The sequence below is a fragment of the Pseudorhizobium sp. NPDC055634 genome, assembly GCF_053618655.1.
Window position 1 is genome coordinate 96,176 of sequence record NZ_JBSHHW010000014.1, and the last position, 25,325, is coordinate 121,500.

General features: G+C 64.9%; 25 protein-coding genes. 14 read left to right on the forward strand and 11 right to left on the reverse strand.

Going from position 1 to position 25,325, the window contains the following annotated elements; genetic code table 11:
- Window positions 1–92: 92 nt before the first annotated feature.
- From ACWGPT_RS19505 to ACWGPT_RS19515, 3 genes are all read left to right on the forward strand, one after another.
- On the forward strand, window positions 93–3,806 hold the full coding sequence (locus tag ACWGPT_RS19505) for a peptidoglycan-binding protein (RefSeq protein ID WP_452607300.1): 3,714 nt from the start codon (window positions 93–95) through the stop codon (window positions 3,804–3,806).
- A gap of 228 nt (window positions 3,807–4,034) precedes the next feature.
- On the forward strand, window positions 4,035–4,961 hold the full coding sequence (locus ACWGPT_RS19510; RefSeq protein ID WP_452607301.1) for a sulfite exporter TauE/SafE family protein: 927 nt from the start codon (window positions 4,035–4,037) through the stop codon (window positions 4,959–4,961).
- Window positions 4,961–5,764 carry a TIGR02186 family protein gene (locus ACWGPT_RS19515; protein WP_452607302.1) on the forward strand — a complete coding sequence of 268 codons (804 nt, stop codon included), beginning with the start codon at window positions 4,961–4,963 and terminating at the stop codon, window positions 5,762–5,764. The genes ACWGPT_RS19510 and ACWGPT_RS19515 overlap by 1 nt, the downstream gene beginning before the upstream one ends.
- A 7-nt stretch (window positions 5,765–5,771) precedes the next feature.
- Here ACWGPT_RS19515 and pdeM read toward each other — a convergent pair whose 3' ends face one another.
- The 5 genes from pdeM to sppA all read right to left on the reverse strand — a co-directional run bounded on the left by pdeM (window position 5,772) and on the right by sppA (window position 10,849).
- Window positions 5,772–6,503, reverse strand: a complete 732-nt coding sequence (gene pdeM / locus ACWGPT_RS19520; RefSeq protein WP_452607324.1) for a ligase-associated DNA damage response endonuclease PdeM — start codon at window positions 6,501–6,503, stop codon at window positions 5,772–5,774.
- A gap of 32 nt (window positions 6,504–6,535) precedes the next feature.
- The gene (locus tag ACWGPT_RS19525) at window positions 6,536–9,052 is read right to left on the reverse strand and encodes a ligase-associated DNA damage response DEXH box helicase (RefSeq protein ID WP_452607325.1); all 2,517 of its coding nucleotides are present in this window, start codon (window positions 9,050–9,052) and stop codon (window positions 6,536–6,538) included.
- 60 nt (window positions 9,053–9,112) lie between these two features.
- Window positions 9,113–9,463, reverse strand: coding sequence for a DUF1049 domain-containing protein (locus tag ACWGPT_RS19530; RefSeq protein ID WP_452607303.1), 351 nt, complete (start codon window positions 9,461–9,463; stop codon window positions 9,113–9,115).
- Window positions 9,464–9,569: 106 nt separating this feature from the next.
- Entirely contained in the window at window positions 9,570–9,869 is a 300-nt protein-coding gene (locus tag ACWGPT_RS19535) for an integration host factor subunit beta (RefSeq protein ID WP_052636772.1), read from the reverse strand.
- 26 nt (window positions 9,870–9,895) lie between these two features.
- Complete coding sequence (gene sppA, locus ACWGPT_RS19540) at window positions 9,896–10,849, reverse strand: signal peptide peptidase SppA (RefSeq protein WP_452607304.1); 954 nt, start codon at window positions 10,847–10,849, stop codon at window positions 9,896–9,898.
- A gap of 182 nt (window positions 10,850–11,031) precedes the next feature.
- Between sppA and lptC the strand changes: the two genes are divergently transcribed.
- From lptC to rpoN, 4 genes are all read left to right on the forward strand, one after another.
- Window positions 11,032–11,700, forward strand: a complete 669-nt coding sequence (gene lptC / locus ACWGPT_RS19545) for an LPS export ABC transporter periplasmic protein LptC (protein WP_452607305.1) — start codon at window positions 11,032–11,034, stop codon at window positions 11,698–11,700.
- A gap of 10 nt (window positions 11,701–11,710) precedes the next feature.
- Window positions 11,711–12,271, forward strand: coding sequence for an LptA/OstA family protein (locus ACWGPT_RS19550; RefSeq protein ID WP_452607307.1), 561 nt, complete (start codon window positions 11,711–11,713; stop codon window positions 12,269–12,271).
- Entirely contained in the window at window positions 12,207–13,091 is an 885-nt protein-coding gene (lptB, locus tag ACWGPT_RS19555) for an LPS export ABC transporter ATP-binding protein (protein ID WP_452607308.1), read from the forward strand. The genes ACWGPT_RS19550 and lptB overlap by 65 nt, the downstream gene beginning before the upstream one ends.
- A gap of 117 nt (window positions 13,092–13,208) precedes the next feature.
- A complete protein-coding gene (gene rpoN, locus ACWGPT_RS19560) occupies window positions 13,209–14,768 on the forward strand; it encodes an RNA polymerase factor sigma-54 (RefSeq protein ID WP_452607309.1) in 1,560 nt (519 codons plus the stop codon).
- 170 nt (window positions 14,769–14,938) lie between these two features.
- Here the strand turns inward: rpoN and ACWGPT_RS19565 are convergent, their stop codons facing one another.
- The 3 genes from ACWGPT_RS19565 to ACWGPT_RS19575 all read right to left on the reverse strand — a co-directional run bounded on the left by ACWGPT_RS19565 (window position 14,939) and on the right by ACWGPT_RS19575 (window position 17,723).
- On the reverse strand, window positions 14,939–15,739 hold the full coding sequence (locus ACWGPT_RS19565) for a GNAT family N-acetyltransferase (RefSeq protein WP_452607310.1): 801 nt from the start codon (window positions 15,737–15,739) through the stop codon (window positions 14,939–14,941).
- A 298-nt stretch (window positions 15,740–16,037) separates the two neighbouring features.
- Window positions 16,038–16,688: a YitT family protein gene (locus ACWGPT_RS19570; protein ID WP_452607311.1), complete on the reverse strand. Its 651-nt coding sequence runs from the start codon at window positions 16,686–16,688 to the stop codon at window positions 16,038–16,040.
- A 105-nt stretch (window positions 16,689–16,793) separates the two neighbouring features.
- The gene (locus ACWGPT_RS19575) at window positions 16,794–17,723 is read right to left on the reverse strand and encodes a methyltransferase (RefSeq protein WP_452607312.1); all 930 of its coding nucleotides are present in this window, start codon (window positions 17,721–17,723) and stop codon (window positions 16,794–16,796) included.
- Between the two features lie 145 nt (window positions 17,724–17,868).
- Between ACWGPT_RS19575 and ACWGPT_RS19580 the strand changes: the two genes are divergently transcribed.
- The 3 genes from ACWGPT_RS19580 to ACWGPT_RS19590 are packed head-to-tail and all read left to right on the forward strand — an operon-like array spanning window position 17,869 to window position 19,977.
- The gene (locus ACWGPT_RS19580) at window positions 17,869–18,135 is read left to right on the forward strand and encodes a DUF6460 domain-containing protein (RefSeq protein WP_452607313.1); all 267 of its coding nucleotides are present in this window, start codon (window positions 17,869–17,871) and stop codon (window positions 18,133–18,135) included.
- 1 nt (window position 18,136) lies between these two features.
- Window positions 18,137–18,622 carry a CAP domain-containing protein gene (locus ACWGPT_RS19585; RefSeq protein ID WP_452607314.1) on the forward strand — a complete coding sequence of 162 codons (486 nt, stop codon included), beginning with the start codon at window positions 18,137–18,139 and terminating at the stop codon, window positions 18,620–18,622.
- Window positions 18,622–19,977: an MATE family efflux transporter gene (locus ACWGPT_RS19590; RefSeq protein ID WP_452607315.1), complete on the forward strand. Its 1,356-nt coding sequence runs from the start codon at window positions 18,622–18,624 to the stop codon at window positions 19,975–19,977. The genes ACWGPT_RS19585 and ACWGPT_RS19590 overlap by 1 nt, the downstream gene beginning before the upstream one ends.
- Here the strand turns inward: ACWGPT_RS19590 and ACWGPT_RS19595 are convergent.
- Both ACWGPT_RS19595 and ACWGPT_RS19600 read right to left on the reverse strand, forming a co-directional pair.
- Window positions 19,953–21,044 carry a quinone-dependent dihydroorotate dehydrogenase gene (locus tag ACWGPT_RS19595; protein ID WP_452607316.1) on the reverse strand — a complete coding sequence of 364 codons (1,092 nt, stop codon included), beginning with the start codon at window positions 21,042–21,044 and terminating at the stop codon, window positions 19,953–19,955. The genes ACWGPT_RS19590 and ACWGPT_RS19595 overlap by 25 nt on opposite strands.
- On the reverse strand, window positions 21,044–21,391 hold the full coding sequence (locus ACWGPT_RS19600; protein WP_452607317.1) for a DUF952 domain-containing protein: 348 nt from the start codon (window positions 21,389–21,391) through the stop codon (window positions 21,044–21,046). Before ACWGPT_RS19600 ends, ACWGPT_RS19595 begins: the two co-directional genes overlap by 1 nt.
- Window positions 21,392–21,487: 96 nt before the next feature.
- Between ACWGPT_RS19600 and ACWGPT_RS19605 the strand changes: the two genes are divergently transcribed.
- From ACWGPT_RS19605 to ACWGPT_RS19615, 3 genes are all read left to right on the forward strand, one after another.
- Window positions 21,488–21,898 carry a hypothetical protein gene (locus ACWGPT_RS19605; RefSeq protein WP_452607326.1) on the forward strand — a complete coding sequence of 137 codons (411 nt, stop codon included), beginning with the start codon at window positions 21,488–21,490 and terminating at the stop codon, window positions 21,896–21,898.
- 108 nt (window positions 21,899–22,006) lie between these two features.
- Window positions 22,007–22,654 (forward strand): response regulator transcription factor, encoded by a 648-nt coding sequence (locus ACWGPT_RS19610; RefSeq protein ID WP_452607318.1) that lies wholly within the window; start codon window positions 22,007–22,009, stop codon window positions 22,652–22,654.
- 181 nt (window positions 22,655–22,835) lie between these two features.
- Complete coding sequence (locus ACWGPT_RS19615; RefSeq protein WP_452607319.1) at window positions 22,836–23,498, forward strand: S24 family peptidase; 663 nt, start codon at window positions 22,836–22,838, stop codon at window positions 23,496–23,498.
- 16 nt (window positions 23,499–23,514) lie between these two features.
- Here ACWGPT_RS19615 and ACWGPT_RS19620 read toward each other — a convergent pair whose 3' ends face one another.
- Window positions 23,515–24,330 carry a transporter substrate-binding domain-containing protein gene (locus tag ACWGPT_RS19620; RefSeq protein WP_452607320.1) on the reverse strand — a complete coding sequence of 272 codons (816 nt, stop codon included), beginning with the start codon at window positions 24,328–24,330 and terminating at the stop codon, window positions 23,515–23,517.
- A 108-nt stretch (window positions 24,331–24,438) separates the two neighbouring features.
- Here ACWGPT_RS19620 and ACWGPT_RS19625 point away from each other — a divergent pair, with 108 nt between their 5' ends.
- Window positions 24,439–25,005, forward strand: a complete 567-nt coding sequence (locus ACWGPT_RS19625) for a hypothetical protein (protein WP_452607321.1) — start codon at window positions 24,439–24,441, stop codon at window positions 25,003–25,005.
- Window positions 25,006–25,325: the final 320 nt, after the last annotated feature.

Consider the following 25,325-nt stretch of genomic DNA (forward strand, 5'->3'; position numbering starts at 1 on the left):
ACGAAGGGCTTCCCCGGCGGCTTGCGGCCGATGGCGGCAGCCACGACTGGCACACCCGTCGCCAAGCCTGACAACCTGGAACGAGCAGCGAAATGAACGGTTCACGATCGACACATCCCCTTCACGGAGACAGATCGTCGCTAGACGCGCTGAACAGGACGATCGAAGGGCTGGAAGCGCGGCTGGAGGGGCTCATGCAGTCCCGGGAGACGCAACGTCCGGCACCGAGCGAAAACCTCCGTTCGCCGCTGGCGCCCCAGGCATCCATCAACCGCAATCCGCTGCAGGAAATCCGCGACCGGCAGCGCAGCCTCGCCGGCACGCGGGACACCGACGGCGACCGCCGCCCGGCTTTCGAACGCGCCCTCCCGGGAGCCCGCCCGCCTCTCGAACCGCGCCGGCCGGCACCGCGACCACGAATGGCCGAACAGGCTCCCGGCCCGATGGCCGGCTCCCCGTACAAGCCCGCCAATCCGCCGCTCCACGACGTGGTGGAAGCCGTGACGGCACTCCGCAAGGAGATCCGGCAGGACATTGCCGAAGAGATCGCCCGCGAGATGAGGGGATTGCGATCGGAGATCGGCGGTCTGCGGACAGCACCCGGCAGGCAGGAGATCGACGACGACGTCAGGGCCGACCTTGCGCGCCTCGCGAACGGCATCGACGCGCTCGGCCACCAGGGCGGACCCGCGGCAAACGCGCTTCGCGCCGAATACGAACACCTGCTGGCAGCGGTCGACGGCCTTGCCCGCGAGGAGACGGTACGGCGTCTGGACAGCCGGTGGGACGGCCTGGAGGAGCGTATCCTCGACCTCGACACCCATGCCCTGCGCGAAGAACTGGTCGGCCTCGCCTACCGCATCGACGACATCAAGGGGCAGCTCGGAGCGATGAGCGACAGCCCCGCCATCCGGGCGCTGGAGCAGAAGCTCGTCGCCGTCGCCACCGCCATGGAGCAGCTCGGCTCGCGCATGCGGCCGAACGACGAGGCGTTGAACGAACAATTCGCGGTCCTGGACGACCGGCTCGACGAGATCAGCCGGGCGATAGCCGCAAGCGGACGGGCCGCATCCGCGCCCACGATCGACCAGGCCGTTCTCGAACGCCTCGAAAACCGGCTGGGCTCGCTCGCGCAGCAGATCGATGCCATGGCCGTCGGATCGAGGCCCGACGCGACCCGGCTCCTGTCGGAGCGGATTGAGGGACTGTCCGAGCGGGTCGAGCAACTGGCCGACGACCAGGTGCTGCGCCTGGAGGAACGCCTCCAGCAGCTTTCGCAGATGCTCGTCAGCGCGCCGCGGGTGCAGGATCCCGACCTCGTCGATTTCCTCGGCGAGATTGCCGAAAAGGTGGACCGGCTCGGCCAGGGGATCGCGGGTCACGACCTTGCCGAGCGGCTGGACCGCCTGACCCAGCAGATCGAAGATATCGACCACTACCGGGCGCAGGGGCAGTCCGCGTCCGAGCCTGCCGCCTTCGAGCGCATCGAGGACAGGCTGAGCGGGATCGCGGCCAGACTGGACGAAGCGGCGCGCGCGCCGGCCGGCGACAGCGCGGCCCTCCAGAACCTCGAGGCGCAGATCGCACACCTCTCCACGCTGATCAGCCAGCCGGGACGCCAGGCATCCGCCAACTCCGACGAGATGGACAGCCGGGTTAGCCAGATCGAGAGCTACCTGGCGACGAATGATGAATACATCCTCGAGGCGGCCCGCCAGGCGGCCGAGGCGGTGCTGGAGAACTTTTCGCGGCAGGGCCATGGTCCGGCTACGGCCGTCGACCTCAGCGCCGTGGCGGCCCTTGCCGACGATCTTCGCCATCTGGAGGCACTGACCCGCAGCAGCGAGGAACGCTCCCAGCACACGCTCAACGCGCTTCACAGCACCCTCGTGCAGATCGCCGAACGGCTCGACACGATGGAGGACCGCGTGGCGCAGCCTCTCCATCGCCAACCGGAGATGGGCCACTGGGACCGGCAGCCGGAAGCCATGGACAGCACGCCGTTTGCGGCACCCGAAATGCCCCGTGAGGTGGAGAGGCTCCACGCCGACCTCCTGAACGCGCTTTCCAGCAGCACGTCCGATGCGGCCTCCGCCGCGGCCCGCCCGCCGGTCTTCGACGAAGAGGCCGCGGCAACCGATGCCATGCTGGACGAGGATGTCATTTCGCCCGAAGCGCCTGAGCGCACGGCGGACCCGGCTGCACGGGAAAAAGGCGGGCTCCTGAACCAGATCGCCAGGCGGTTGCGCCCAGGGCCGAAGCCCGCCGCCGCCACCTCGGGACGGACCGTCGTCGACCCGACGCCTTCGCTCGCACCCGTCGACGTCCTGCCGGCCGAAGAATACAACGAACCGCTGGAGCCGGGCTCCGGCGCGCCGGACGTGCGCAAGATCCTCGAGCGGGTCCGCGCCAGCCAGGCGGCAGCCTCCGGACGCGGTCCGGTGACGGAGACCGATCGCGCCGACTTCATCGCGGCGGCGCGTCGTGCCGCCAAGGCCGCGGCCATGGAAACCGACCCGGCGACGGGCGGCCTCGACGACATCCCCTCCTCCGGAAAGGCAAACACCGGAAAATCCGCGGGCAGCGCGCTCGCCCGGCACCGCCGGCCGATCATGATGGCCGTGGGCGCCGTCCTGCTGGTGCTGATGACGGTTCCTCTCGTCAAGACGCTGACCGGCAGCAGCGAGGTCCTGCCTCCGCCGGTGCCGATGGAAGCGCCTGCAGCCGACGCAGCACCGGCCGAGGCGAATGTCATGGCCGAAACCACGGCCGTTGCGGAAGCGGGAACGGAGCTTGACGTGGCCGCTGCCGCTCCCGCAGGAGACCCGCCGGCCGTCAGCCCGCAAGACGATACTTTGGAACGAGTGCCGTCCATTGCGCCCGCGCAACAAGAGGCGACCGCGCCCGAAGCGGCCGCGCCCGTGGCCGTCGAAGACGCAGCGCCCCGCATCGTCGTGCCCGCCTCGATCGGCCCGAAAGCGCTGACCGATGCGGCGGAAGCCGGCGACCCGCTCGCCCTCTTCGAGATCGGCGTGCGCTACACCGACGGCCGTGGCGTCGCGGCCGATCCTTCCGAGGCGGCCAACTGGTACAAGCTTGCCGCGGACAGGGGATTTGCCCCGGCGCAATACAGGCTGGCGAACCTCTTCGAGAAGGGGACGGGCGTCACCCGGGACATGGACAAGGCGATCAGCTACTACCGGCAGGCCGCCGACGCGGGCAATGCCAGCGCCATGCACAACCTCGCCGTCCTCCACGCCTCGGGCGCTGCCGGCGAACCCGACTACGCGACCGCCGTGGAATGGTTCCGGAAGGCCGCCGACTTGGGCGTGTCGGACAGCCAGTTCAACCTCGCCATCCTCTATGCCCGGGGCAACGGCACGGCCCAGGACCTCGTGCAGTCCTACAAGTGGTTTGCGATCTCCGCGAAGGGCGGGGACCGGGATGCCGCCGAAAAGCGCGACGAGGTCGCCAAGGCGATGCGGCAGGACCAGGTCCAGGCCGGACGCGTCGCGGCCGACAGCTGGAAGCCCCAGCCGCTCAAGCCGGAAGCCAACGAGGTCAACTTTCCCGACGGCTGGACCGGCGAGGCACCGCTGACCACCGGCTCCGTCGACCTGGAGAAGGCGATCCTCAACATCCAGGCGATTCTCAACAAGAACGGTTTCGATGCCGGCGCGCCGGACGGCCGGATGGGACCGAAGACGATCGAGGCCCTCAAGGCATTCCAGGCTTCCATCGGCCACGAGCCGACGGGCAAGGTGAACGATGCGCTGGTGCGGGAACTGCTGAAGCGCAACGCGTAGCCGGTCCGCTCTTTCCTCGCCGCAGGCGTTAATCACGATGCCACAAAAAGGGAGGAATGGCCGGCTAACCGGGCGGCCTGCGTTGACTAGGCGCGGCATCGGGCGCAAGACAGGAGTTCCGGAACCTGCCTTTCGGCAGGGGCCAAACTCCCGGCACTGGCGCGGAAATTGCATCCGTCTGGCGGAACCGCTCCCTTGCCGCGGCGCCATCGTGTTTGAGGTTCGGACGTGACCGTCTACCTGCCGATCGCAGAGCTTTCCGTGAACATCTTCATCATACTGGGGATGGGCGCGGCCGTCGGCTTCCTTTCCGGCATGTTCGGCGTCGGCGGCGGCTTCCTGATCACGCCGCTGCTGATCTTCTACAACATTCCGCCCGTGGTGGCCGTCGCGACCGGCGCCAACCAGGTGGTGGCCTCGTCGATCTCGGGTGCGATCACCCATTTCCGGCGCGGCACGCTCGACATCAAGCTCGGCACCGTCCTGCTGGCCGGCGGTCTCGTGGGGGCCACCGTCGGGATATGGATCTTCTCCTGGCTGCGCCGCCTCGGCCAGTTGGACCTGTTCGTCTCGCTTCTCTACGTCATCCTGCTCGGCACGGTCGGCAGCCTGATGCTCAACGAGAGCGTGCGCGCCATGCGCCGGACGGCGCGCAACGAGCCGCCGGTGGCCAAACGACCCGGCCAGCACATCTGGGTGCACCGCCTGCCGTTCAAGATGCGCTTCAAGAAGTCGAAGATCTACCTGAGCGCCATTCCGGTGCTGACGCTCGGCTTCGGGATCGGCGTCCTGACCTCGATCATGGGTGTCGGCGGCGGCTTCATCATGGTGCCGGCGATGATCTATCTCCTGCGCATCCCGACCAGCGTCGTCGTCGGGACCTCGCTGTTCCAGATCATCTTCGTGACTGCCTATACGACCATGGTGCAGGCGGCGACCAACTATTCCGTCGACATCGTGCTCGCGTCCATCCTCATGGTGGCGGGCGTGATCGGGGCGCAATACGGGGTGCGGGTCGGACAGAAGCTGCGCGGCGAACAACTGCGCGCACTGCTCGCCCTCCTCGTACTTGCCGTCGGCATCCGTCTCGCGATCGCGCTGGTGGTGACGCCGGACGATATCTATTCCGTGGTGATGGGAGGCTTCGCGTACTGATGCCCCGCCTCCTCCACGTCCTCCTTGCCGCCTTTTCCCTCATCGCCGCCTCGCCCGCCGTCGCCCAGGTGCCTTTCGGGGAAGCCTCGACGGTGAAGGAAGTGCTGGAAATCGGCACTTCGACGGACGAGATCGCCATCACCTCCGACTTCAAGGGAGCGGACCTGACGGTCTTCGGGGCGCTTACCAACGCAGACGAACTGTTCCTGGCGATCGGCCAGTACGACGTGATCGTGACGCTCGAGGGTCCGCGGGACTATGCGACGGTGCGGCGCAAGGAAAGGGTGCTCGGGATCTGGATGAACACGGATTCGATGACCTTCGAGCAGGTGCCGGAATCCTATTCGCTTGCCAGTACGCGCGCGATCGACGCCATCGACGAGGCGCCGTCGCTGAACAGCATCGGCGTCGGCATCAACCATCTCGCGCTGACGCCGACCGGCTATGTCGGCAATGCGGTGGACCTGTCGGAGTTCCGGGAGGCCTACCTGCGGCTGATGCTGTCGAGCGGGCTCTACCAGCGCGACACGAGCGGCGTCCGGTTCGTGAGCCCCAGCCTGTTCCGGGCCTCGCTGCGGCTGCCGGCCAATATTCCCGACGGGGTCCACACGGTGCGCGCCTACCTCTTCAAGAGCGGCGAGCTCATCTTCGAACGGGAACTGCCCCTGAGGGTGGTCAAGACCGGCATCGAGCAGGCCATCACCGATGCGGCGCGCGACCGTCCAATCACCTACGGCTTCCTCTGTGTCCTGATCGCCGTGATCACCGGCTGGGGCGCCAGCCTGATCTTCCGCAAGGACTGATCCGCGCTCAGCCGAGGAGGTTGGTGTAGCGGACCGAATAGATGCGGTCGCGTCCGAGAAGGTGGGCAACGAGCGCCGCGCGATCGAAAAGACCGTGCATGGCCCGGTGATTGAGGTCGAGGGCGCCCGCCAGGACGCCGAAGGCCGGCATCAGCAGGCGGGTACCGTCGGTCGCGAAGCAGGCACGACGGACATACTTGTCGCGGCGCCGGACTGTGGCGGCAGGATGAAAGTGGCCCGCCACCTCGCCCCTGCCCGCCGTCAGGCTCGGCTCGTGGCGGAAGGTGAGACCGCCGTAGAGCAGCTCGTCGAGCGAGGTTCCGGGAAGATCCGTCGTCCCGTCGGGGTCGTGGTTGCCGTTGATCCAGATCCAGTCGCGGCCGCGTGCCATGGCGCCGATCAGCGCCCGCAGGTCGGCGGGAAGATGGGCCGAGCCCTTGCGGTCGTGAAAATTGTCCCCGAGCGAGACGACCGTCTTCGGATCGTAACGGCCGATGACGGCCGCCAGGATGTTGAGCGTGGCAATCGTGTCGTATGGCGGCAGCATCATCCCCCGCCGGGCGAAGGCCGCCCCCTTTTCCAGGTGCAGGTCAGAGATCACGAGCGTGGCGGTTTCGGGAAGGTAGAGCGCGCCCAGCGGATCGCAGACCGCCGCCACGCCATGGACGAGCGTTTCCTCCGCCCCGGCGAGGGGGCCCGTCATTCCTGCTGTACGGGCCGCAAGCCCGAGGCGATGCATCAAGCGTCTGTCTTTCCACGGCGCGAAGGGCATCACGAGAGCGCCTCCGCGATCAGTTCCTCGGCCGCTTCCTCCAGCACCGCGTCCTGCGCCTCCCCGGGAACCGTTTCCCTGCCGATCTCCAGCATAACGGGGACGGCGAGCGGCGAGACGTGGTCGAGGTCGCGATGGGTGATGTGGCCCTTGATTCGCGCCAGCATATCGCCAAGCCGGCCGATGTCCAAAAGACCCGTTGCCGCATCCCGTCGCGTCGCCTCGAGCAGGATGTGGTCCGGTTCGTGGCTGCGCAGCACGTCATAGATGAGGTCGGTGGAGACCGTGACCTGTCGGCCGGTTTTCTCCTTGCCCGGGTGGCGGCGCTCGATCAGGCCGGAAATCACCGCGCAATTGCGGAAGGTGCGTTTCAGCATGTAGCTCTCGTCGAGCCAGGCCTCCAGATCGTCGCCGAGCATGTCCTCGTCGAAGAGATCGGAGAGGCTGAGACTGCCCTCGTCGATCATGCCGCCGAGATCGTTCAAGGCCCAGACCGCCAGCGAGTAATCGGTCGCGACGAAGCCGAGGGGGCGGGCGCCGAGACGTTCCAGCCTGCGGGTCAGCAGCATGCCGAGCGTCTGGTGGGCAAGCCTGCCCTCGAAACAGTAGGCGATCATGAAGAAACGCTTTCCGCGCGGGAAGGTCTCGATCAGCAACTCGTCCCTGGCCGGCAGCATGGACCGGTCCTGCTGGATCTCCAGCCACTCGCGCACCTGCTCCGGCAGGACGTTCCAGCGGGCGGGATCGGCCAGCATGGCGCGGACCTGGTCGGCGAGGTAGGTCGACAGCGGGAACTTGCCGCCGGCATAGGCGGGGATTTTCGGATCCATGGAGAACGCGTTGGAGACGAGGCATTCGTTCTCGCGGATGCCTTCGAAGCGGAGAACCTTTCCGGCGAAGAGGAAGGTATCCCCCTGCACGAGCTGTTCGAGGAAATATTCCTCGACCTTGCCGAGCGAGAGGCCGCCGCGTCCGATCGTGCCCCCGGCATTGCGCTTCACGAGACGGACGGTCAGTTCGGTCGCCTCGACGATCGTGCCGAGATTGAGCCGGTACTGCTGCGCGACCTGGGGATTGGAGACGCGCCAGCGCCCCTCCTTCGTCTTGCGGATCTTGGCGTAGCGCTCGTAGGAGCGCAGCGCATATCCGCCTGTCGCGACGAAATCGACCGCGCGCTCGAACATTTCCCAGGAGAGATTCGCATAGGGCGAGGCGCTGGTGATTTCCTCGTAGATCTCGAGCGGATCGAATGGTTCGGCACAGGCCATGCCGAGAATGTGCTGGGCGAGGACATCGAGCGCCCCTTCGCCGACCGGCGGCGTGTCCTGCGCGCCGAGATAGTTCGCATCGAGCGCCGCCTGGCATTCCATCACCTCGAAGCGATTGGAGGGGACGAGGATCGCCTTGGACGGCTCGTCCATGCGGTGGTTGGAACGGCCTATGCGCTGGGCTAGCCGGGATGCGCCCTTCGGCGCGCCGACATGGACGACGAGATCGACGTCGCCCCAGTCGATGCCCATGTCGAGCGTCGAGGTCGCGACCACCGCCCGCAACCGGTTGGCGGCCATGGCGGCTTCCACCTTGCGGCGCTGGCTGGCATCCAGCGAGCCGTGATGCAGCGCGATCGGCAGATTGTCTTCGTTGATGGTCCAAAGCTCCCGGAAGAGAAGCTCCGCCTGAAAGCGGGTATTGACGAAGACGAGAGTGGTCTTGTGCCGCCTGATCTCCTCGTAGACCTCGGGAATGGCATAGGTCGAGACGTGGCCGGACCAGGGGATGCGCTTGTCGGTTCCCAGGATGGCAATGTCGGGTGACGCGCCTCCCTGCACGTGCACGAGGCTTGCGGGCGGAGCGGCTTGCCCGCCCTGCGAGACCAGCCAGCGCTGCAGGTCCATGGGATCGGCGACGGTTGCGGACAGGCCTATCGTGCGCAGACCAGGCGCATGACGGCGCAGCCTCGCCAGCCCGAGCGATAGGAGATGCCCGCGCTTGGAGGTGACGAGCGAATGAAGCTCGTCCAGCACGACGTATCGAAGGTCCTTGAAGAAGCGTTCGGCCTCACGGTTTGCCAGCAGAAGGGCGACCTGCTCGGGCGTGGTCAGCAGGATGTCGGGCGGCGACAGCTTCTGGCGCTGGCGCTTTGCCTGGGGGGTGTCGCCCGTACGGGTCTCGACGGTGACCCCGAGCCCCATCTCGGTGACGGGTTTCATGAGGTTACGCTCGATATCGACCGTGAGCGCCTTCAGCGGCGAGACGTAGAGCGTGTGGACGCCGGTGAAGGCGGCGGAGCCCGGGGCGATCCTGCCGCGGCGGGTCAGGTCCGTCAGCGAGGGGAGAAAGCCGGCAAGGGTCTTGCCGGCACCGGTCGGCGCGATGAGAAGCGTGTTCTCCCCCGCCTCGGCCCTCGCCAGGAGTTCCAGCTGGTGGGCGCGCGGCGCCCAACCCTTTTCGGCGAACCACTTAAGGAACGGCCGGGGCAGCAAGGCGGCCTCACGGCCGGCGGATGGGGCTTCGATCAGGTCCACGGCGAGAAGATAAGCAGGCCGCGGTCAAAAAGAAGAGGCGCGGTCGGCCCTTCAGTTGCGAGTGACGGTCGTGCCGGAAGGGACGACGGCGGTCGACTGGCTCTTCTTCTGCCTTTCGGCTTCGTTGTGCCACTTGACGGCTTCGCGCGCCTCGATGCGGGCCTGCCGACGGTACTTGCCCTGCGTCCACCAGGTTCCGAACGAGCCGATGAACATGCCGATGATGAGGGCCAGCATGAGGAAGAGGAAGAAGGGAGCGGTCACCGACAGCATGCTGTCGTCCGGCCGGAAGGGATTGAGGGCCAGCGTGACGCTTTGGCGATTGGCGACGGAAAGGACGATGAGCAGGATGCCGAGCGGCACCAGAATCACCAGCGTGACAATCTTCTTCAGCCTCGTCATGTCTTCCAGCCTTGTCCTTTTATGATGCTATCGTCCCCCTCCGGAGGCAGAATAGGCGCCTCGCGGCGCCTTTCAAGTGCATTGCCGGGAAGAGCAGGAGAGCGCGTCAATCCGCCTCGTCGCCCATGCCGGGATTGAGGCGCTCGCGCAGTTCCTTGCCCGTCTTGAAGAAGGGCACCCACTTCTCCTCGACGAAGACGGATTCGCCGGTGCGCGGATTGCGCCCGGAGCGCGAGGGGCGGTTCTTGACGGAAAAGGCGCCGAAGCCGCGCAGTTCCACGCGGTTGCCGGCGGCCAGCGCATCGGTGATCTCGTCGAGCACCGCATTGACGATGTTCTCGACGTCGCGATGGTAGAGGTGCGGGTTACGTGCCGCAACAATCTGGACCAGTTCCGACTTGATCACGTTTGCCCCCTGAAAAATCTAGATTTTCACTGGCGGCCAACCTGCCAAACGGAGACAAGACCGTCAAGGAACAACTTCTCGCCCATCCAGGGGCGCATCGTGTCCACGCCGAGCATGTTTCCGAGGCCGGACAGGCGGACGAACTCGCTCATCGCCCGGGCGAACCAGAGCGACGAACTCGTCCCCTGGTCCTTCCACTCGACCATCGGCAGATCCTCGCTGACGCCCTTGCCGACGAGGTAGGCCCGGATTTCCTCTTCGCCGCCGAGCTTGTCGACGAGACCGACCTGCAATGCCTGCCGGCCGGTGAAGATGGAGCCGTCGGAAAGGCGCAGCGCCTCGTCGCGCGGAAGGTTGCGGCGCTCCGCCACAAGGTCCACGAACCAGTCGTAGCTGTCCATGATCATCGACTGGATCATCTGCCGCGCCTCCTCGCTCGGAGGATGGAAGGGCGACGGTTCCGCCTTCAGCGGCGAGGACTTGATCTCCTCGAGCGAGACGCCGAGATTGTCCATCAGCTCCGAGATCTGCGGATACTGGAAGATCACGCCGATCGACCCGGTGATCGAGCTTTCCCCCGCGACGATCGTGTCGCCGGCGGTCGCAATCATGTATCCGGCGGAGGCGGCCAGCGTGCGGATGTCGGAAACGACGGGCTTCTTTTCGGAGACCGCGCGGATGGCCTTGAAGATGCGTTCGCCGCCATAGGTGGTCCCGCCCGGCGAGGAGATCGATACGACCAGCGCCTTGACGCTGTCGCTTTCGGCGATCCTGTCCAGCCGCTCCAGGAGTTCCGTGTCATCCTGGATCATGCCCGTTATCTTGACCTGGGCGACGTGCGGGGTGGCGCGACCGCCCTCGCCTTCGCCAAGGCGGTATACGGTGAAGCCGAGCCCCACGATGACAAGAAGGGTGAGGAGCCTCCAGAAGGTGAGCTTTCTCCTCAGCCGTCGCCGATCTGCAATTGCCGATTGATCCATTGGACTGTCCTGCTGCCGATGCGCATGTCGATAATGCGACGCTGCGCCTCGACTATCACGATTTAATGTTGGCTGTTATTGTTTGTTGATCCATAAAAACCATATTGGCCAGAAATACGAAAGCCTTCCCGTCCAATCCCGCGATCGGGAAGCACGCGGAATATGAGGACCACATCCAGCCGATGCTGCAGAGAATGCTCAAAGCACCAAGGCCGGCCACCGCGGGCGGCGCGGGGGTCGACGCGTACCAGGCGGCGCTCGTCCATTCCGCGCGCGTTCGCAAGCTCCGTGTCTGGCTGCCGATCGGCGCGCTTGTCGTGTCGGCGCTGTTCATCTCCGTCTCCGTGATCCGCGCCTACCTGCCGGAAAACCTTTCCGTCGAGAGCGCCCGCATCGAGGACGGCAAGATCGTCATGGAGCGCCCGGCGATCGCCGGTCGCAACGACGACGGCATCAGCTATTCGATGACGGCGCTGCGGGCTCTGCAGGATATCGAGAACCCCAACATGATAACGCTGGAGGACGTCAAGGCCGCGGTTCCGCTGAATGCGGACACGATCGCGCGCGTCGTCGCCACGGAAGGCATCTTCGACCGCGGGACCGACAACATGGAACTGACGGCGCCCTTCGACGTCAACCTCAGCAACGGCATCACCGCAAAGTTCCAGTCTGCCCAGCTCGATGTTGTGGCCGGCACGCTGCAGACGAACGATCCGGTCTCGATCGACACCGAAGAGGCGTCCATTGTTGCACAGTCCCTCAATATAACGGATAAGGGGCGAACGATCACATTCGCGGGACAGGTTCGCGTCAATATCGAAGCCTCCGCCATCCGAAACCAGGGCAGCTAGAGCCGGCACAATGACCGTTCGTCGACCTTCGCAGATTTTCGTTTCCATGATCGCGGGTGGCTTGCTTTCGCTTGCCGCCGCCTCTCCCGCCTTCTCCCAGGCGACCACGAGCCAGATGGACGGGATGAAGCTCTCCAACGACGAGCCCATCCAGATCGAGAGCGACCAGCTTGAGATCAAGGAGCAGGAAAAGAAGGCCTATTTCACCGGCAATGTGAAGGTGGTCCAAGGCACGACCACCATGCGGGCCGGCAAGATGACGGTGCTCTATACCGGCGAAGGCGCCTCGATGACCGGCGGCAACGCGGACATCGACAAGATCTACCTCGACGACACGGTTCTCCTCAACTCGGGGACGCAACAGGCAACCGCCGATCAGGGCGAGTTCGACATGGCGTCCCAGACCTTCATCCTGACGGGCGACCAGGTCGTGCTCTCCGAGGGACCCAACGTCTTCAAGGGCTGCAAGCTGACCGTCTACATGGAAACCGGCGAAGCGCGGCTCGATGCCTGCGGGGGACGTGTCGAGATCCTTCTCGACCCGAAGTCCCGGCAGCAGCCGCAGCAGTAACGACGGAAGCAGTGTGAAACTTCCTCTCCTCTCCAGACTGGCGGCGCGCAGGCCGCCCCCCCGGGCGCCGTTCGCGGTGAAGGACAAGGCGCGCTACGAAGGCACCCTGGTCGCCCACGGGCTTTCCAAGACCTACGACACGCGCCGGGTCGTGAACGGCGTATCGCTCGTGGTTCGGCGCGGCGAGGCCGTCGGCCTGCTCGGGCCCAACGGCGCCGGCAAGACGACCTGCTTCTACATGATCACCGGGCTCGTGCCGGTCGACGAGGGCATGATCGCCATCGACGGCAACGAGGTCACCAAGATGCCGATGTATCGCCGCGCGCGGCTCGGCGTCGGCTATCTTCCGCAGGAAGCATCGATCTTCCGGGGGCTGACCGTCGAACAGAACATCCGTGCGGTTCTGGAGGTTCACGAGCCGAGCAAGGAGAAGCGGGCCCGGAAGCTCGACGAACTGCTGGAGGAATTCCATATCGGCCACTTGCGGAAGTCGGCGGCGGTGGCGCTTTCCGGCGGTGAAAGGCGGCGCCTCGAAATCGCCCGGGCGCTGGCGACCGATCCGGCCTTCATGCTGCTGGACGAACCCTTCGCCGGCGTCGATCCGATCTCCGTCTCCGACATCCAGAACCTCGTCCGCCACCTGACGGCCCGGGGCATCGGCGTCCTCATCACCGACCACAATGTCCGTGAAACGCTCGGCCTCATCGACCGCGCCTATATCATCCATGCGGGCGAGGTGCTGACCCACGGACGTGCCGAGGACATCGTCAACAATCCCGACGTCAGACGCCTCTATCTGGGCGACAAGTTCACGCTCTGAGGCGCAATCTGTCGCGGCCCAGAAGGGCCGCTTGACCAAACCAATCAAAAAAGCAATTTTTGGGCCAAGTTGATGTCCGGGCGGCGCAAGTTCGCCCGGCGGGGAGTTTGCATCCGCATGGCCTTGTCCGCCAGCCTACTTTTGCGCCAGAGCCAGTCGCTGGTCATGACACCGCAGCTGCTGCAGTCGATCCAGCTGCTGCAGATGACGCATCTCGAACTCAACCAGTTCATCGCCGGCGAAATCGAGAAGAACCCGCTGCTCGACCTTGCTTCGACTGACACCGACGATACCGTCGATGGTCGGCCGGAACAGCATTCCCCGCGCAGCGATCGGGACGAGCCGTATGACGGTGGAGGATCGGGTTCGGAAGCCTCGGACGACTGGTACGAAGCAGAGCCGGAGCTCGCCGCGGCGCGCCTGGAGGACATCGACCAGGGTTTCGAGAACGTCTTCCCGGACGACGGGCCGCTGGCCAAGGCGGACGCGCCCGAACTGCTTGGCCAATGGAAATCGATGGCCGGCGCGGAAACGGGCGACGACTATGACCTGGAGGACTTCGCCGCGTCTCCGGTGACGCTCGGCGAGCACCTCTGGCAGCAGGTCCCGTTTCTCCTGAGGAGCGCAGCCGACCGCCTGATCGCGCGCCACCTGATCGATGCCGTCGACGAGGCCGGCTACTTCTCAGGCTCGGTCGAGGACATTGCCCAGCGCCTCGGCGTGCAGCAGCAGCAGGCCGAAACGGTGCTTGCGGAACTTCAGACGCTCGATCCGCCCGGCGTAATGGCGCGTTCGCTGCGGGAATGCCTGGCCATCCAGTTGAGCCAGCGCGACCGTCTCGACCCCGCGATGAAGCTTCTCGTGGACCATCTCGACCTGCTTGCGCGGCGCGATTTTGCGACGCTGCGCCGCCTCTGCGGGGTGGGCGAGGAAGACCTTCTCGACATGCTGGCCGAAATACGAACGCTGAACCCGAAGCCCGGCGACAGCTTCGAGCGGCAGTCCGCCGAACCCATTGCCCCCGATATCGTCGTGCGCGCCGGTTCCGCCGGGGGCTGGACGCTGGAACTGAACCCCGACACCCTGCCCCGCGTGCTGGTCAACCGGCAGTATTTCCAGTCGGTGTCGAAATCCTGCGCCAAGAACCTGCCGGAACAGGACTTCCTGGCCGAGTGCATGCAGAACGCCAACTGGCTGACCCGGAGCCTCGACCAGCGGGCGAAGACCATCCTGAAGGTGGCGACCGAGATCGTGCGCCAGCAGGATGCCTTCTTCCTGCACGGCGTCGATCACCTGCGTCCGCTGACCCTCAAGATGGTCGCCGACGCGATCAAGATGCACGAATCGACCGTCAGCCGGGTGACCTCGAACAAGTACATGCTGACGCCGAGGGGCATGTTCGAGCTCAAGTACTTCTTCTCGGTGTCGATCGGCTCCAGCGAGGACGGCGGCGACGCCCATTCGGCGGAGGCCGTGCGCCACCGCATACGGGCGCTGATCGCCCAGGAGAGCCCGGAGGCCATTCTCTCCGACGACGACATCGTGATTTCGCTGAGGAAAAGCGGCGTCGACCTGGCGCGGCGCACGGTTGCCAAGTACCGGGAGGCGATGAACATTCCCTCCTCCGTCCAGCGGCGGCGTGAGAAACGGGCGATGGCGAGGCTCGTCGCCGTCTAGACTGTCCTACCAACGATGTGGTCCTTTGACCTCCGGAACGGAGCGCACGTCTCGGGAGGGCTCGAAGCGGCAGTACTGCGAAGCTCTGTCCGGAAGCACGACGGGCTCACGGGGAGAAAATTCTTTCCTCAAAGCGCCGTCAAGTCTCGGGGCCTTCGGTGGCTGGAAAGTCAGGACGCGGATAGTGCATAGCCGACCACGTGCATCCTGGACTGAAAACCGAGCTTTTCATAAACCGGAATGCCAAGCTGACTCGCGTGCAGAAACGCGCGTTCAAGAGCGGAGTTGGCATGCGCATCAGCAAGCGCAAAACGATTGGTGGCATAGCTATAGCCCCGTCCGCGGAACTGCTCCCGTGTACAAACCAGGCCAACATAAAGGGCATCGCCGTTTTGTATCACAGTTGAAACCGAGACCGGCTCCCTGTCCAGATAAGCAACATAGGCAAAGGCATCCTGCCGCCAGAACGGCTTGTCGACAAACTCTGCTCTGCAGATAGAAATGTCGGTTCTGAAGACTTCGGCTATAACACTCGCAAAATCATGCGCGACCTTGCTATCCAGCACACGGACAACGTCTAATTCCGTGGTGCATGCGCTGGGAGCGGGCGGCAGTTCACTGAGTTCCATGCCCACAAGGGGGAGCCTCCTCACGAAGCCGCGCTGAACCATGGTTGTCTCGAAATCGAAACCAGTTGTCTCTTCGAGGCATACATAAAGCAGGCCAGTATGGATTTTTCCCCGCATGTAGCTTCTTGCATGTTCCAGATGAGACAACAGCTTCTCATTATCTCCGACTGGCTCATCCAACATCAGCCCGTTCCAAAGTGTAAATCTGCTGTCGGCCCAGAACTTGGCCAGACCGTTGTCTCGCGTTGTGTCCGCATTGGCCGATGTTGAAGCATAGATGCTCATCGCGGATGCCCACTGGCTCATCCCATCCCGAATCTGATCTGTGTTTGCTGTTGCCATGCTTGCTCCTCACAGCCCAACGCGGTTTGTTTTCTGGAAGAAATGACCTGAGACCCGATTTCTGATGGCTGACTTAACCGGAGCATGTCACGATTTTGTGGCGACTGCTCCAGAACGCCGGGCAAGCCAATAGAAGGAAAGGTCGAGGCTGAGGGTGAAGAAGACGAGGCCGAAGCTGAGGCCCGGGGAATAGCGCGTCAGGAAGCGGGGCCCCGCGGTGACGTCGACGCGAGCATCGTCACGCCGAGGGCCGCCAGGATCGAACCTGCGGCAATCCCCTGCGCCTCCGCTTCCGACATCAACGCACCACGATATAGCGGTCCGAGCGATGGTTGATCGCAAGGAAGACGTTCAGCACCACCGCGCCGACGATGGACCATGCGACGGTCGAAGGCGACACGACTGCGAAGGCGCAGACCATCACGCAGAGATCGAAGGCGAGCTGGACGAGCCCGGCCTGAATGCCAAACCGGTCCTGGATGTAGATCGCAAGGATTCCGACCCCACCGAGCGAGGCACGGTGCCGGTAGAGGGCAAGCAGCCCGTAACCCAGGAGCAGCCCGCCGATGACGGCCGCCCAGCCGGGATGAAGATATTCGATCAGCAGGAAGCGGCTCTCGATCTCGGTAACCAGAGAAACCATGCCGATGGCGATGAAGGTCTTCAGCGAAAAGGCGAAACCGAGGCGGCGGAAGGAGAGGTAGTAGAAGGGCAGGTTCACGACGAAGAACAGCAGGCCGAAGGAAATCCCGAAGGCATAATGAAGAAGGAAGGCCACCCCGGCCGTTCCGCCCGTCAGCAGGCCGACGTGATTGAGGAGATAAAAGCCGAGGGCCGCGACGAGGGCGCCGGTCGCCAACCCCTGGCTGTCCTCCAGGAGCGTATGCTGCGAAGGATCCACGCTGTAAAAGCCAAGGCTTCGCCTATGTGGCTGCTTGTGCCGAGCCAATCCCAACCCCCAGTTCGTTGATTTCGCGACGCAATAAAGTGTCGGTCGGCTCTGTTCAACGGGTCGGGCGCGATTACTTTCAAAACGAAAGAATATGTTTTTCCGTCACTGCTTGCGCGACAGAAACAGCATGCCGCGTACCCCTTTACCGCGATCGAAGCGAATGTCCATGCGGTGAAGGTCGAGGATCACGAGGCGATGCGCGTCCATGAGTTGGCGGATATACGTTTCGGAATGCGCATAGCGGAGCGAGTCCTGCAGCACGAACCCCTGATCGGCTTCGGCCTCCTCGATCGAGAAGGCGAAGAGCCCCCCGGGGGCGAGCAGATCGACCACAAGCGGAAATGCGGCCTGCAGCGAGCCCAGGTAGTTGAGGACATCGGCCGCGACGACGAGGTCGGCGCGGCACCGCGGGAGAAGATCGGATACCAGCCCGGTGGCTTCCGCGGCGAAGTTCAGATCGACCCGGGCCAGATAATCGTAGACCTCTTTCTGACGCGCCTTCGACAGCATCCTTGCGGAAAGATCGACACCTTCCAGCCTGCCGACCATGGCGCGAAGCTCGAGGCCCATCAGGCCCGTCCCGCAGCCCAGATCGACGGCGAGGCGATAGGGCGCCGCCTCCTTCAGGAGTGCCGCAAGCCTGCCGGGGACCGTGTAGCCGAGCTTGTCCACGAGAGACGTCTCGAACCGGTCCGCATATTCGTCGAAGAGGCTCTCCACATAGCGGCTCGGGGGACGGTCGGGCACCTCCTCGGCGCCGAGAAGGGCGAGCTTCAGCCGGGCGCCGAAGATATCCCCCGGATCGGTTGCGAGCGCCTGCCGGAAGGCGTCCACCGCATCGGCGACGAGACTTGCCTTTTCCCGATACTCACCGAGGCGAAACCAGCCCGCGGCCCAGGCCGGCACCAGTTCGACCGCCTGCTCCATCATCTCGACGGCACCCTGAAGATCGCCGGCCTCGAAAAGCATCCGGGCATAGTCGATGCGGCGATCTGCTATGGCATCACCGGAAGAGAGCTGGACTAGCCGCATGGATGCTCCTGGAGGGGTGCGGGTTATTGGCCGAAGTCACAAAAAAACTCAAGTTCTATTTGAAGGGGCGGCATGGGGCGGTGGCGAACGGGCTTGCGACGCGGGCCGAGGCCGCCTATTCCTCCCCCAAACGGAGACTTAAAGCATGTCGGACGGGGTCAACCGGCTTCTCGGCGATTCGCCGGGGCGCACGATCGTCAAACTTATCGTCGTATCGCTCATCGTGGGGTTCGTGATGGCCATATTCGGCCTCGACCCCTGGGATATCGTCTACGGGATCCGCAACTTCGTCCTCGATCTCTGGTACCAGGGTTTTCACGCGCTCGGAAAAGTCGGCGACTACCTGATCCTCGGAGCGACGATCGTCATTCCCGCCTTCATCATCCTGCGGCTCTTCAGCTACAGGCGCTGACATGACCGGATCGGCCACTCTTCCAAGGCGGGGCTTCCTGGTGCTGGCGGGCTGTGGACTGCTTATCCCCGGATGCTCCACCGTCACGAGCCCGGTTTCGGTCCCGGGGGTCGACGACGAGACGGACGCCGCGTTGCCGCTGGTAAACCGCGTCCGAGCCGAACAGGGCCTTCCGGCGCTGGCCGCCGGGGCGCCGGCGCGGGCGGCCGCTGTCGAACAGGCAATGCGGATGGCGAAGGCCGAGCAGATGACGCACCTGATCGGCACGGGCGACAATTTTGCCAACCGGATGAAGCGGCGCAACGTGCCGCTGCCGGCGGCGGAGAACATCGCAAGCGGACAGCGCTCGGTGGACGAGGCCGTTCAGGCCTGGATCGTCTCCCAGCGTCACCTGAAGAACATGCTGGGCTCCTTCAGCGGCGTCGGCGTGGCGGTGGCGCAATCGCCCGCATCGCGACCCTACTGGGCCATGGTGCTTTCCGCCTGATGGAAACCGCCGCCAAGGCACCGGATGCCGTCTCGCGTCCCTTCACGGTCACCCATCGGCTGGTGCTTTCGATTGCGGTGCCGATGACGCTCGGCTTTTTGACGACGCCGCTGCTCGGGCTGACAGACACGGCCATCGTCGGCCGACTGGGACAGGCCGAAGCCCTGGCGGGCCTGGCGATCGCCGCAATCCTCTTCGATCTCATCTATGGCAGCCTCGGCTTCTTCCGGACGGCGACGACGGGACTTGCCGCGCAGGCCTTCGGCCGGGAAGACGAGCGGGAGCTTCAGGCGGTATTCTGGCGTGCGGGCCTCAGCGCGCTCGCCCTCGGCATCCTGATGCTTGCCCTTGCGCCGGTCATCCTGTGGGGCGCACCGGAACTGATGACCGACGAACCCGGGGTGCAGGCCGTGGTCCGCGAGTATTTCGCCATTCGCGTTCTTTCCAGTCCTGCGACCTTCGTCAACTACGCCGTCCTCGGTTTCGTGTTCGGTCGTGGACAGGCACGGTTCGGCCTGGCGCTGCAGATCCTCCTCAACGGGACGAACATCCTCCTTTCGATCATTCTCGGCCTGTGGCTCGGCTGGGGCGTGGCCGGGGTCGCCTGGGGGACGGCCGCGGCCGAAGTAGCGGCTGCGGCCATCGGCCTCCTTCTGGTGGTGCGCCGGTTTTCGCGCGCATCCCGTCCGGCCCGGGCCGACCTCTTCGACCGGCTCAAGCTGAAGCAGCTCTTCCAGCTCAACGCGGACATTCTCGTCCGCACCCTGATCCTGAGCAGCGCCTTCGCCCTGATGACAAAGGTCGGGTCCGGGTTCGGCGCGGTGGCGCTCGCCGCCAACGCCGTGCTGATGAACATTTTCATGCTCTCGGCATTCTTCCTGGACGGCCTTGCGGGAGCCGCCGAGCAACTCGCCGGGAGGGCGGTCGGCGCCAACTATCGGCCATCGTTCAACCGCGCCGTCAAGCTTACGGCAGCATGGTCTTTCGCGATCGCGGCGGTGCTGGCGGCTTTCTTCCTCCTGTCCGGTCCCGCGATCATCCGGTTGCTGACGACCTCAGCGGAGGTGCGGGAGATCGCCCTCGCCTATCTTCCCTGGGCCGCGATGACCGGCCTGACGGGCGCGCTCGCCTTCCAGATGGACGGCGTCTTCATCGGCGCCACCTGGTCGCGGGAGATGCGCAACATGATGCTGATATCCTTCGCCGGCTACTGCCTGGCGCTATTTGTCCTGGTGCCGGCATTCGGCAATCACGGGCTGTGGGCAGCCCTCAACCTGTTCCTGATGATCCGGGGCGTCCTCCTCGCGGCCATGGTGCCGCGCAAGACGGCTCAGAGCTTCATCGCCGCCCAGTGATCGACGCGGGAATCTCGCAATTCGCCGATCAGGTTCACGCCCTCCCGGTCGAGCAGGCCGGAGAGGCCGCGCAGGATGCGGGAGGGAAGTCCCGGGCCATCGTAGACCATGCAGGAATAGAGCTGCACCAGGTCGGCGCCGGCGCAGATCTTCTCCATCGCATCCTCGGCACTTCCGACGCCCCCGACGCCGATCAGCGGCAGCGCCGGCCCGACGCGCTTGCGCATCCTGGCGAGCACGCTCGTGGACAGGCGGAAGAGGGGCGCACCTGAAAGTCCGCCCGCTTCCGCCGCATGGCGACGGTCGGAGAGCCCCTCGCGGGAAAGCGTCGTGTTGGAGACGATCAGGCCGTCCAGGTCATGCGCCAGCGCTTCGGCGGCAACGTCATCCAGCCCTTCCTCGGTAAGATCTGGGGCGATCTTCAAAAATACCGGCAGCGAGCGTCCGAACCGGATCGCCTCCTCGGCGCGGGCGGCAAGGACCGCCTCCAGCAGCGCCTTCAGGCTGTCGCGCGCCTGCAGGTCGCGAAGGCCGGGCGTATTCGGCGAGGAGATGTTGACGGTGAAATAGCCCGCGACCGGATAGAAGCGCCGAATGCCGGCGACATAGTCCGCCACGCGGTCGGCACTGTCCTTGTTGGCGCCGATATTGACCCCGACGATGCCGGCGCCATTGCCGCGCGCCGAGAGCCGCGCGAAGGCCGCCTCGTGCCCCTCGTTGTTGAAGCCGAGCCGGTTGATCACCGCCCGGTCAGCGGTCAGCCGGAAGATGCGCGGCCTGTCGTTGCCGGCCTGCGGCTTCGGCGTCACCGTGCCGACTTCCGCAAAGCCGAAGCCGAGCTTCAGCAATGCGTCCGGAACTTCGGCATTCTTGTCGTATCCGGCGGCCATGCCGAGCGGGTTCGCAAACGAGAGCCCGGCGACGCTGCAGGCAAGACGCGGGTCTTGCGGGAGCCTGCAGGAGGGAACGACGCCGCTCTTGAGCGCGGCGATTGACATGCCATGGGCCTTTTCCGGATCGAGAAGGAAGAGCGCCTGGCGTGCCAGGTCGTTGAAGGGGCCGAACATCAGGCGATTTCCTCCGGAAAGACATGCAGGGCGTCGTCACCGAGCGGCAGGGAACGCTCCCACAGCACGGCATCCATGGGAAGCCGGGCGTAGAGATGGGGAAAGAGATCGCCGCCCCGGGAGGGCTCGAATTTCAGCGCATCCCCGAGCGCAGCGCCATCGACGGCAACGAGCAGCAGGTCGGCCATTCCTCCAAAATGCCGACGCGCCGTCTCGCGGCATTGCGCGACGGTCGAGAAGTGGATGAAGCCGTCCTGCAGATCGACGGGGGCGCCCTCGAAAACGCCTCTTTGCCTGGCCTGCTGCCAAAGCGCTCGCGGAACGATCTTATAGACGATAGTGTTCATGAACGGACTTCTGGAAACGCGTCGGGGTTACTGACAGGCGTTTGCCGCAAAGACGCCGGCTTGTCCACCGCAGGGAAAGGAAGCGCAATGAAAAGACTGGCATGGATACCCCTGTCGCTCGCACTCGCACTTCCGGCGGCATCCGCGCATGCACAGACGGCGGAGAGTTCCCGCTTCCAGCTGGAGCGAACGGAAAACGGCTTCGTCCGCCTCGACCGGGAAACCGGCGCCATGTCGCTCTGCCGGGAGGAAGGAGGCAGCCTCGCCTGCCGGATGGCGGCCGACGAGCGCGCGGCATACGAGGAGGAACTGGACCTGCTCGGCGAGCGCGTCACGGCCCTGGAGAAGCGGCTCGACGCGCAGCCCGCGTCCAAGGCGCTGCCCGGAGAGGCGGAGATCGAGCAGAGCCTTTCCATCATGGAACGGTTCATGCGCCGGTTCATGGAGATCATCCAGGACTTCACGACGGAGCGCGACAATGCCGAGCCCGCGCCGCAGCGGACCTGAGCACCACATCCAGATTCTCCCCTACAAGAACAGGGCTATTGTTTCCGGAGCCCGGCGCACGTAAACTGTGCGCAAACGTGCGACTATGCTCTTGGGAGGGGGCGTGGAATGCAAATACTGACAATCCTGATAGCTGACGACCATCCGCTCTTTCGCGGGGCGATGAAACAGGCGGTTCACGACCTGGGCGAAGAGCGGCGGATCATCGAGGCCGGCGACTTCGAAGACGCCCGCGCAGCCGCCCGCGACAATCCCGAAGCCGACGTAATGCTGCTCGACCTCGCCATGCCGGGCGTGAGCGGCTTTTCCGGACTGATGTCGCTTCGCGCGGAGTTTCCGGCACTGCCGATCGTCATCGTGTCGGCCACCGACGACGGCAACACGATCCGCCGGGCACTCGAACTCGGCGCCTCCGGCTTCATTTCGAAATCCTCCGGGCTGGACGACATCCGCGCCGGCATCAACGCGGTTCTCGAAGGCGACATCTGGGCGCCGGACGTGCCCGTACCCGTCACGGACGAGGATCCGGGCGTCAGCGACCTGCTCGAGCGGTTGCGGACGCTCACCCCGCAGCAGAGTCGCGTGCTCGCCATGCTGGGAGAAGGCCTCCTCAACAAGCAGATCGCCTATGAACTCGGGGTCTCGGAAGCGACGATCAAGGCGCATGTCTCGGCGATCCTGCTGAAACTCAATGTCGACAGCCGTACGCAGGCCGTGATCAAGCTCAGCCGCATCAACATGCCGATGGTGGCGTGAGGATTTTATTCCTCACTTCCCTTTACCCGCAGCCTCGCTTTGACTAAGCTGCCGCAAGTGGCCTTTTGGCTGCCTGCGCCGTGACGTGCTCCGCCGGGAGATTTGCGGCATCCGATGCCCATCGAGGCGGGACGGTTCGGGACGCAACAGGCCCGGACGATCCGCCGGAGTACGTACCGCCATGCTGTCACATGAAACGATCTGGGGTGCGATCGATGCACTTGCCGCGCGTCACAAGCTGACGCCGTCCGGCCTTGCGCGTCGGGCGGGCCTCGACCCGACATCGTTCAACAAGTCCAAGCGGCTCGGCCCGGACGGCCGCCTGCGCTGGCCGTCGACCGAGTCGGTCGCCAAGGTGCTGGAAGCCACGGGCGCCACGATCGACCAGTTTCTCAGTGCACTGCCGGGACAGGCGCAGTCGGACGTTCCGAGCGGCAGCTTTCCGCCGCAGACGGGCTCCATTCCGCTGCTCGGTTTTGCCCAGGCCGGCGCCGGCGGTTTCTTCGACGATGGCGGCTTTCCGGCGGGACAGGGATGGGATGTCGTCGACTTCCCCGCCTCTCCATCCAGAAAGGCGGGCGTCTATGCCCTGGAAGTCCAGGGCGATTCCATGGTGCCGCTCTACCGCGACGGGGATGTGCTGATCGTCGAGCCGGGCGCGCAGGTTCGTCGCGGTGACCGGGTGGTGGTGAGGACCCGGGAGGGCGAAGTGATGGCGAAGGTGCTGGTGCGGCAGACGCCGCGCACCATCGAGCTGACCTCCCTCAATCCCGACCATCCGAACCGGACCTTCGACATGTCGGAGATCGAATGGGTGGCGCGGATCATCTGGGCGAGCCAGTAGGAATATACTCCAGCCGTCAGTAGAGCCCGTGCGGGAAATAGCGCAGGTAGATGTCCTCTAGCCGACCGTTGCGGGAAAGCACGGCAAGCGCGTGGTCGATCGCCTCCCTCAGCGTGTCGTCGTCCTGCCGCAGCATCACCGTCAGTCCCTCGCCGAGGAACCGCTCGGAGAAGAAGGGACCGCCGTAGAGGCGACAGCAGTTCCCTGAGGCTTCGCCCGCGATCCAGAAGGGCAGCCGCAAGCCGTCGGAAAAGACCGCGGCGACCTTGTTCTCCCTCAGGGCGCCGAGCAGGGCTGCCTGGTCCTCGAAAAGAACGGGGATGGCCCGCGGGAAGAAGGCCTTCAGCATGGCCTCGTGCGCCGATCCGTTCACCGCGCCGACGGTGCGGCCGCCAAGCGCGTCCTCCCCGAACGGCCCGAGATCGCGTTCGGCATTGCGGGCAAAGCGTGCCGGGATCATCAGGTAGGGACGCGAGAAGGAGAATGAGGCGCGACGCTCCGCCGTCACCGCCACGCCCGCCATGACCGCGTCGCCGTTTCCGTTGGCCAGCGCCTTTTCCAGTTCCTCGAAGGGCATGGCCTGAACCTGGCAGCGCGTTTCGATCTTCAGTTCGAGGCAGATTTCCCGGGCAAGATCGATGTTGAAGCCGGCGATGCGGCCTGTCTGGTCGGCGAAATTGAAGGGTGGAAAGTCCGCCGTGGTCAGTATCCGCAGGCGCACGAGGTTGGAAAGATCGGGACGCGGAAGGCGTTCGCGGCCATCGAAGAGGACGGGCATTTCCGTTTCCTGCGCCGCCGCCTGGCGGGCGGGCTCGCAGGCGAAGGCAAGCATCACAACAACCAAAACGAGAAGTCCCCCCTGCCTTCTCAGGGATGTAAGCAATGCGGGCATGTCTATGATCCATTTTGGGTCAGGGCGGCAGGACGGTGTAACAGGTTCATGCGTCTGGGGGAATATTCGCGAGCGCCTCCGTTTGCGGGCGGAGAAGCCGGCCATGACAGCCGGACGCCCGGAACCGAAGGGCGACCCGAAAGGGACGAGGCGCCGGGGCTTGCCCGCGAAGCCGCCTCTCTTCACGCACTCGGTTTCGCCAAGCCGCTGATCGCGTTGATGGCCGCGAAGGCACGCAGCCGCGGCACGAGCCTCGAACAGGAACTCCTTCATCATCCCGGCATGGAGGAGCACGCCTATTACGGCGCGATGGCACGCTTCCTGCGGGTTCCCTTCCTGGAGCGGATCGACAGTTCACTCGTCATCGACAGCGAGCATCTCGATACCCAGTTGCGCCGCCCCACCATGGTCAGGCTGCAGCATCCGCGGGACGTGCCGCAGATGGCGGTCGTCCCGACGGCGCTGAAGCTCAAGGACCTTGCGGAGGCGCTGGAGAACCGGCCGGCTCTTCGCGAAGGGCTGGTCGTCACCACTCCGGGCGCCATGCGGAGGGCGGTGTGGGACGCGGGTGCGCTCCGGCGGGTTCGCCAGACGATCGGCGAACTCTTCCAGTGAGCTTTCGCGGCTTGTCGCCTGCTTTTGCGTTCCGAATCTGAATATCGGTCAACGGCATTACGGTATCGGCTTTCTGAAGGGTCGCTTGATACCGAAATTTTTACCGCGAAAAATGCTGGCTGTCACTGCACATCGTTGAACGTCGTTACGCGCGCGCGAAGCAATATTCCATATTTTTCAGATACTTTAATCACCTTACTGAACACTATTGGACGTCGCTGGAAGTGCCCGACCTGAGAGATAGGTGACGAAACGTACCGGATACATGGGTAACACTTTCCGTTTTGCGGGAGGTGTTGATGCCGTGGAAAGAGATTTCG

What these genes read in the sequence shown, in the direction of transcription:
- ACWGPT_RS19505 (WP_452607300.1), top strand. Translation starts at nt 93, where the DNA reads ATGAACGGTTCACGATCGACACATCCCCTTCACGGAGACAGATCGTCG.
- ACWGPT_RS19515 (WP_452607302.1), top strand. Translation starts at nt 4,961, where the DNA reads ATGCCCCGCCTCCTCCACGTCCTCCTTGCCGCCTTTTCCCTCATCGCC.
- pdeM (WP_452607324.1), bottom strand. Translation starts at nt 6,503, where the DNA reads ATGCATCGCCTCGGGCTTGCGGCCCGTACAGCAGGAATGACGGGCCCC.
- ACWGPT_RS19530 (WP_452607303.1), bottom strand. Translation starts at nt 9,463, where the DNA reads ATGACGAGGCTGAAGAAGATTGTCACGCTGGTGATTCTGGTGCCGCTC.
- sppA (WP_452607304.1), bottom strand. Translation starts at nt 10,849, where the DNA reads ATGGATCAATCGGCAATTGCAGATCGGCGACGGCTGAGGAGAAAGCTC.
- lptC (WP_452607305.1), top strand. Translation starts at nt 11,032, where the DNA reads ATGCTGCAGAGAATGCTCAAAGCACCAAGGCCGGCCACCGCGGGCGGC.
- ACWGPT_RS19550 (WP_452607307.1), top strand. Translation starts at nt 11,711, where the DNA reads ATGACCGTTCGTCGACCTTCGCAGATTTTCGTTTCCATGATCGCGGGT.
- lptB (WP_452607308.1), top strand. Translation starts at nt 12,207, where the DNA reads ATGCCTGCGGGGGACGTGTCGAGATCCTTCTCGACCCGAAGTCCCGGC.
- rpoN (WP_452607309.1), top strand. Translation starts at nt 13,209, where the DNA reads ATGGCCTTGTCCGCCAGCCTACTTTTGCGCCAGAGCCAGTCGCTGGTC.
- ACWGPT_RS19565 (WP_452607310.1), bottom strand. Translation starts at nt 15,739, where the DNA reads ATGGCAACAGCAAACACAGATCAGATTCGGGATGGGATGAGCCAGTGG.
- ACWGPT_RS19575 (WP_452607312.1), bottom strand. Translation starts at nt 17,723, where the DNA reads ATGCGGCTAGTCCAGCTCTCTTCCGGTGATGCCATAGCAGATCGCCGC.
- ACWGPT_RS19580 (WP_452607313.1), top strand. Translation starts at nt 17,869, where the DNA reads ATGTCGGACGGGGTCAACCGGCTTCTCGGCGATTCGCCGGGGCGCACG.
- ACWGPT_RS19585 (WP_452607314.1), top strand. Translation starts at nt 18,137, where the DNA reads ATGACCGGATCGGCCACTCTTCCAAGGCGGGGCTTCCTGGTGCTGGCG.
- ACWGPT_RS19590 (WP_452607315.1), top strand. Translation starts at nt 18,622, where the DNA reads ATGGAAACCGCCGCCAAGGCACCGGATGCCGTCTCGCGTCCCTTCACG.
- ACWGPT_RS19595 (WP_452607316.1), bottom strand. Translation starts at nt 21,044, where the DNA reads ATGTTCGGCCCCTTCAACGACCTGGCACGCCAGGCGCTCTTCCTTCTC.
- ACWGPT_RS19600 (WP_452607317.1), bottom strand. Translation starts at nt 21,391, where the DNA reads ATGAACACTATCGTCTATAAGATCGTTCCGCGAGCGCTTTGGCAGCAG.
- ACWGPT_RS19610 (WP_452607318.1), top strand. Translation starts at nt 22,007, where the DNA reads ATGCAAATACTGACAATCCTGATAGCTGACGACCATCCGCTCTTTCGC.
- ACWGPT_RS19615 (WP_452607319.1), top strand. Translation starts at nt 22,836, where the DNA reads ATGCTGTCACATGAAACGATCTGGGGTGCGATCGATGCACTTGCCGCG.
- ACWGPT_RS19620 (WP_452607320.1), bottom strand. Translation starts at nt 24,330, where the DNA reads ATGCTTGCCTTCGCCTGCGAGCCCGCCCGCCAGGCGGCGGCGCAGGAA.
- ACWGPT_RS19625 (WP_452607321.1), top strand. Translation starts at nt 24,439, where the DNA reads ATGCGTCTGGGGGAATATTCGCGAGCGCCTCCGTTTGCGGGCGGAGAA.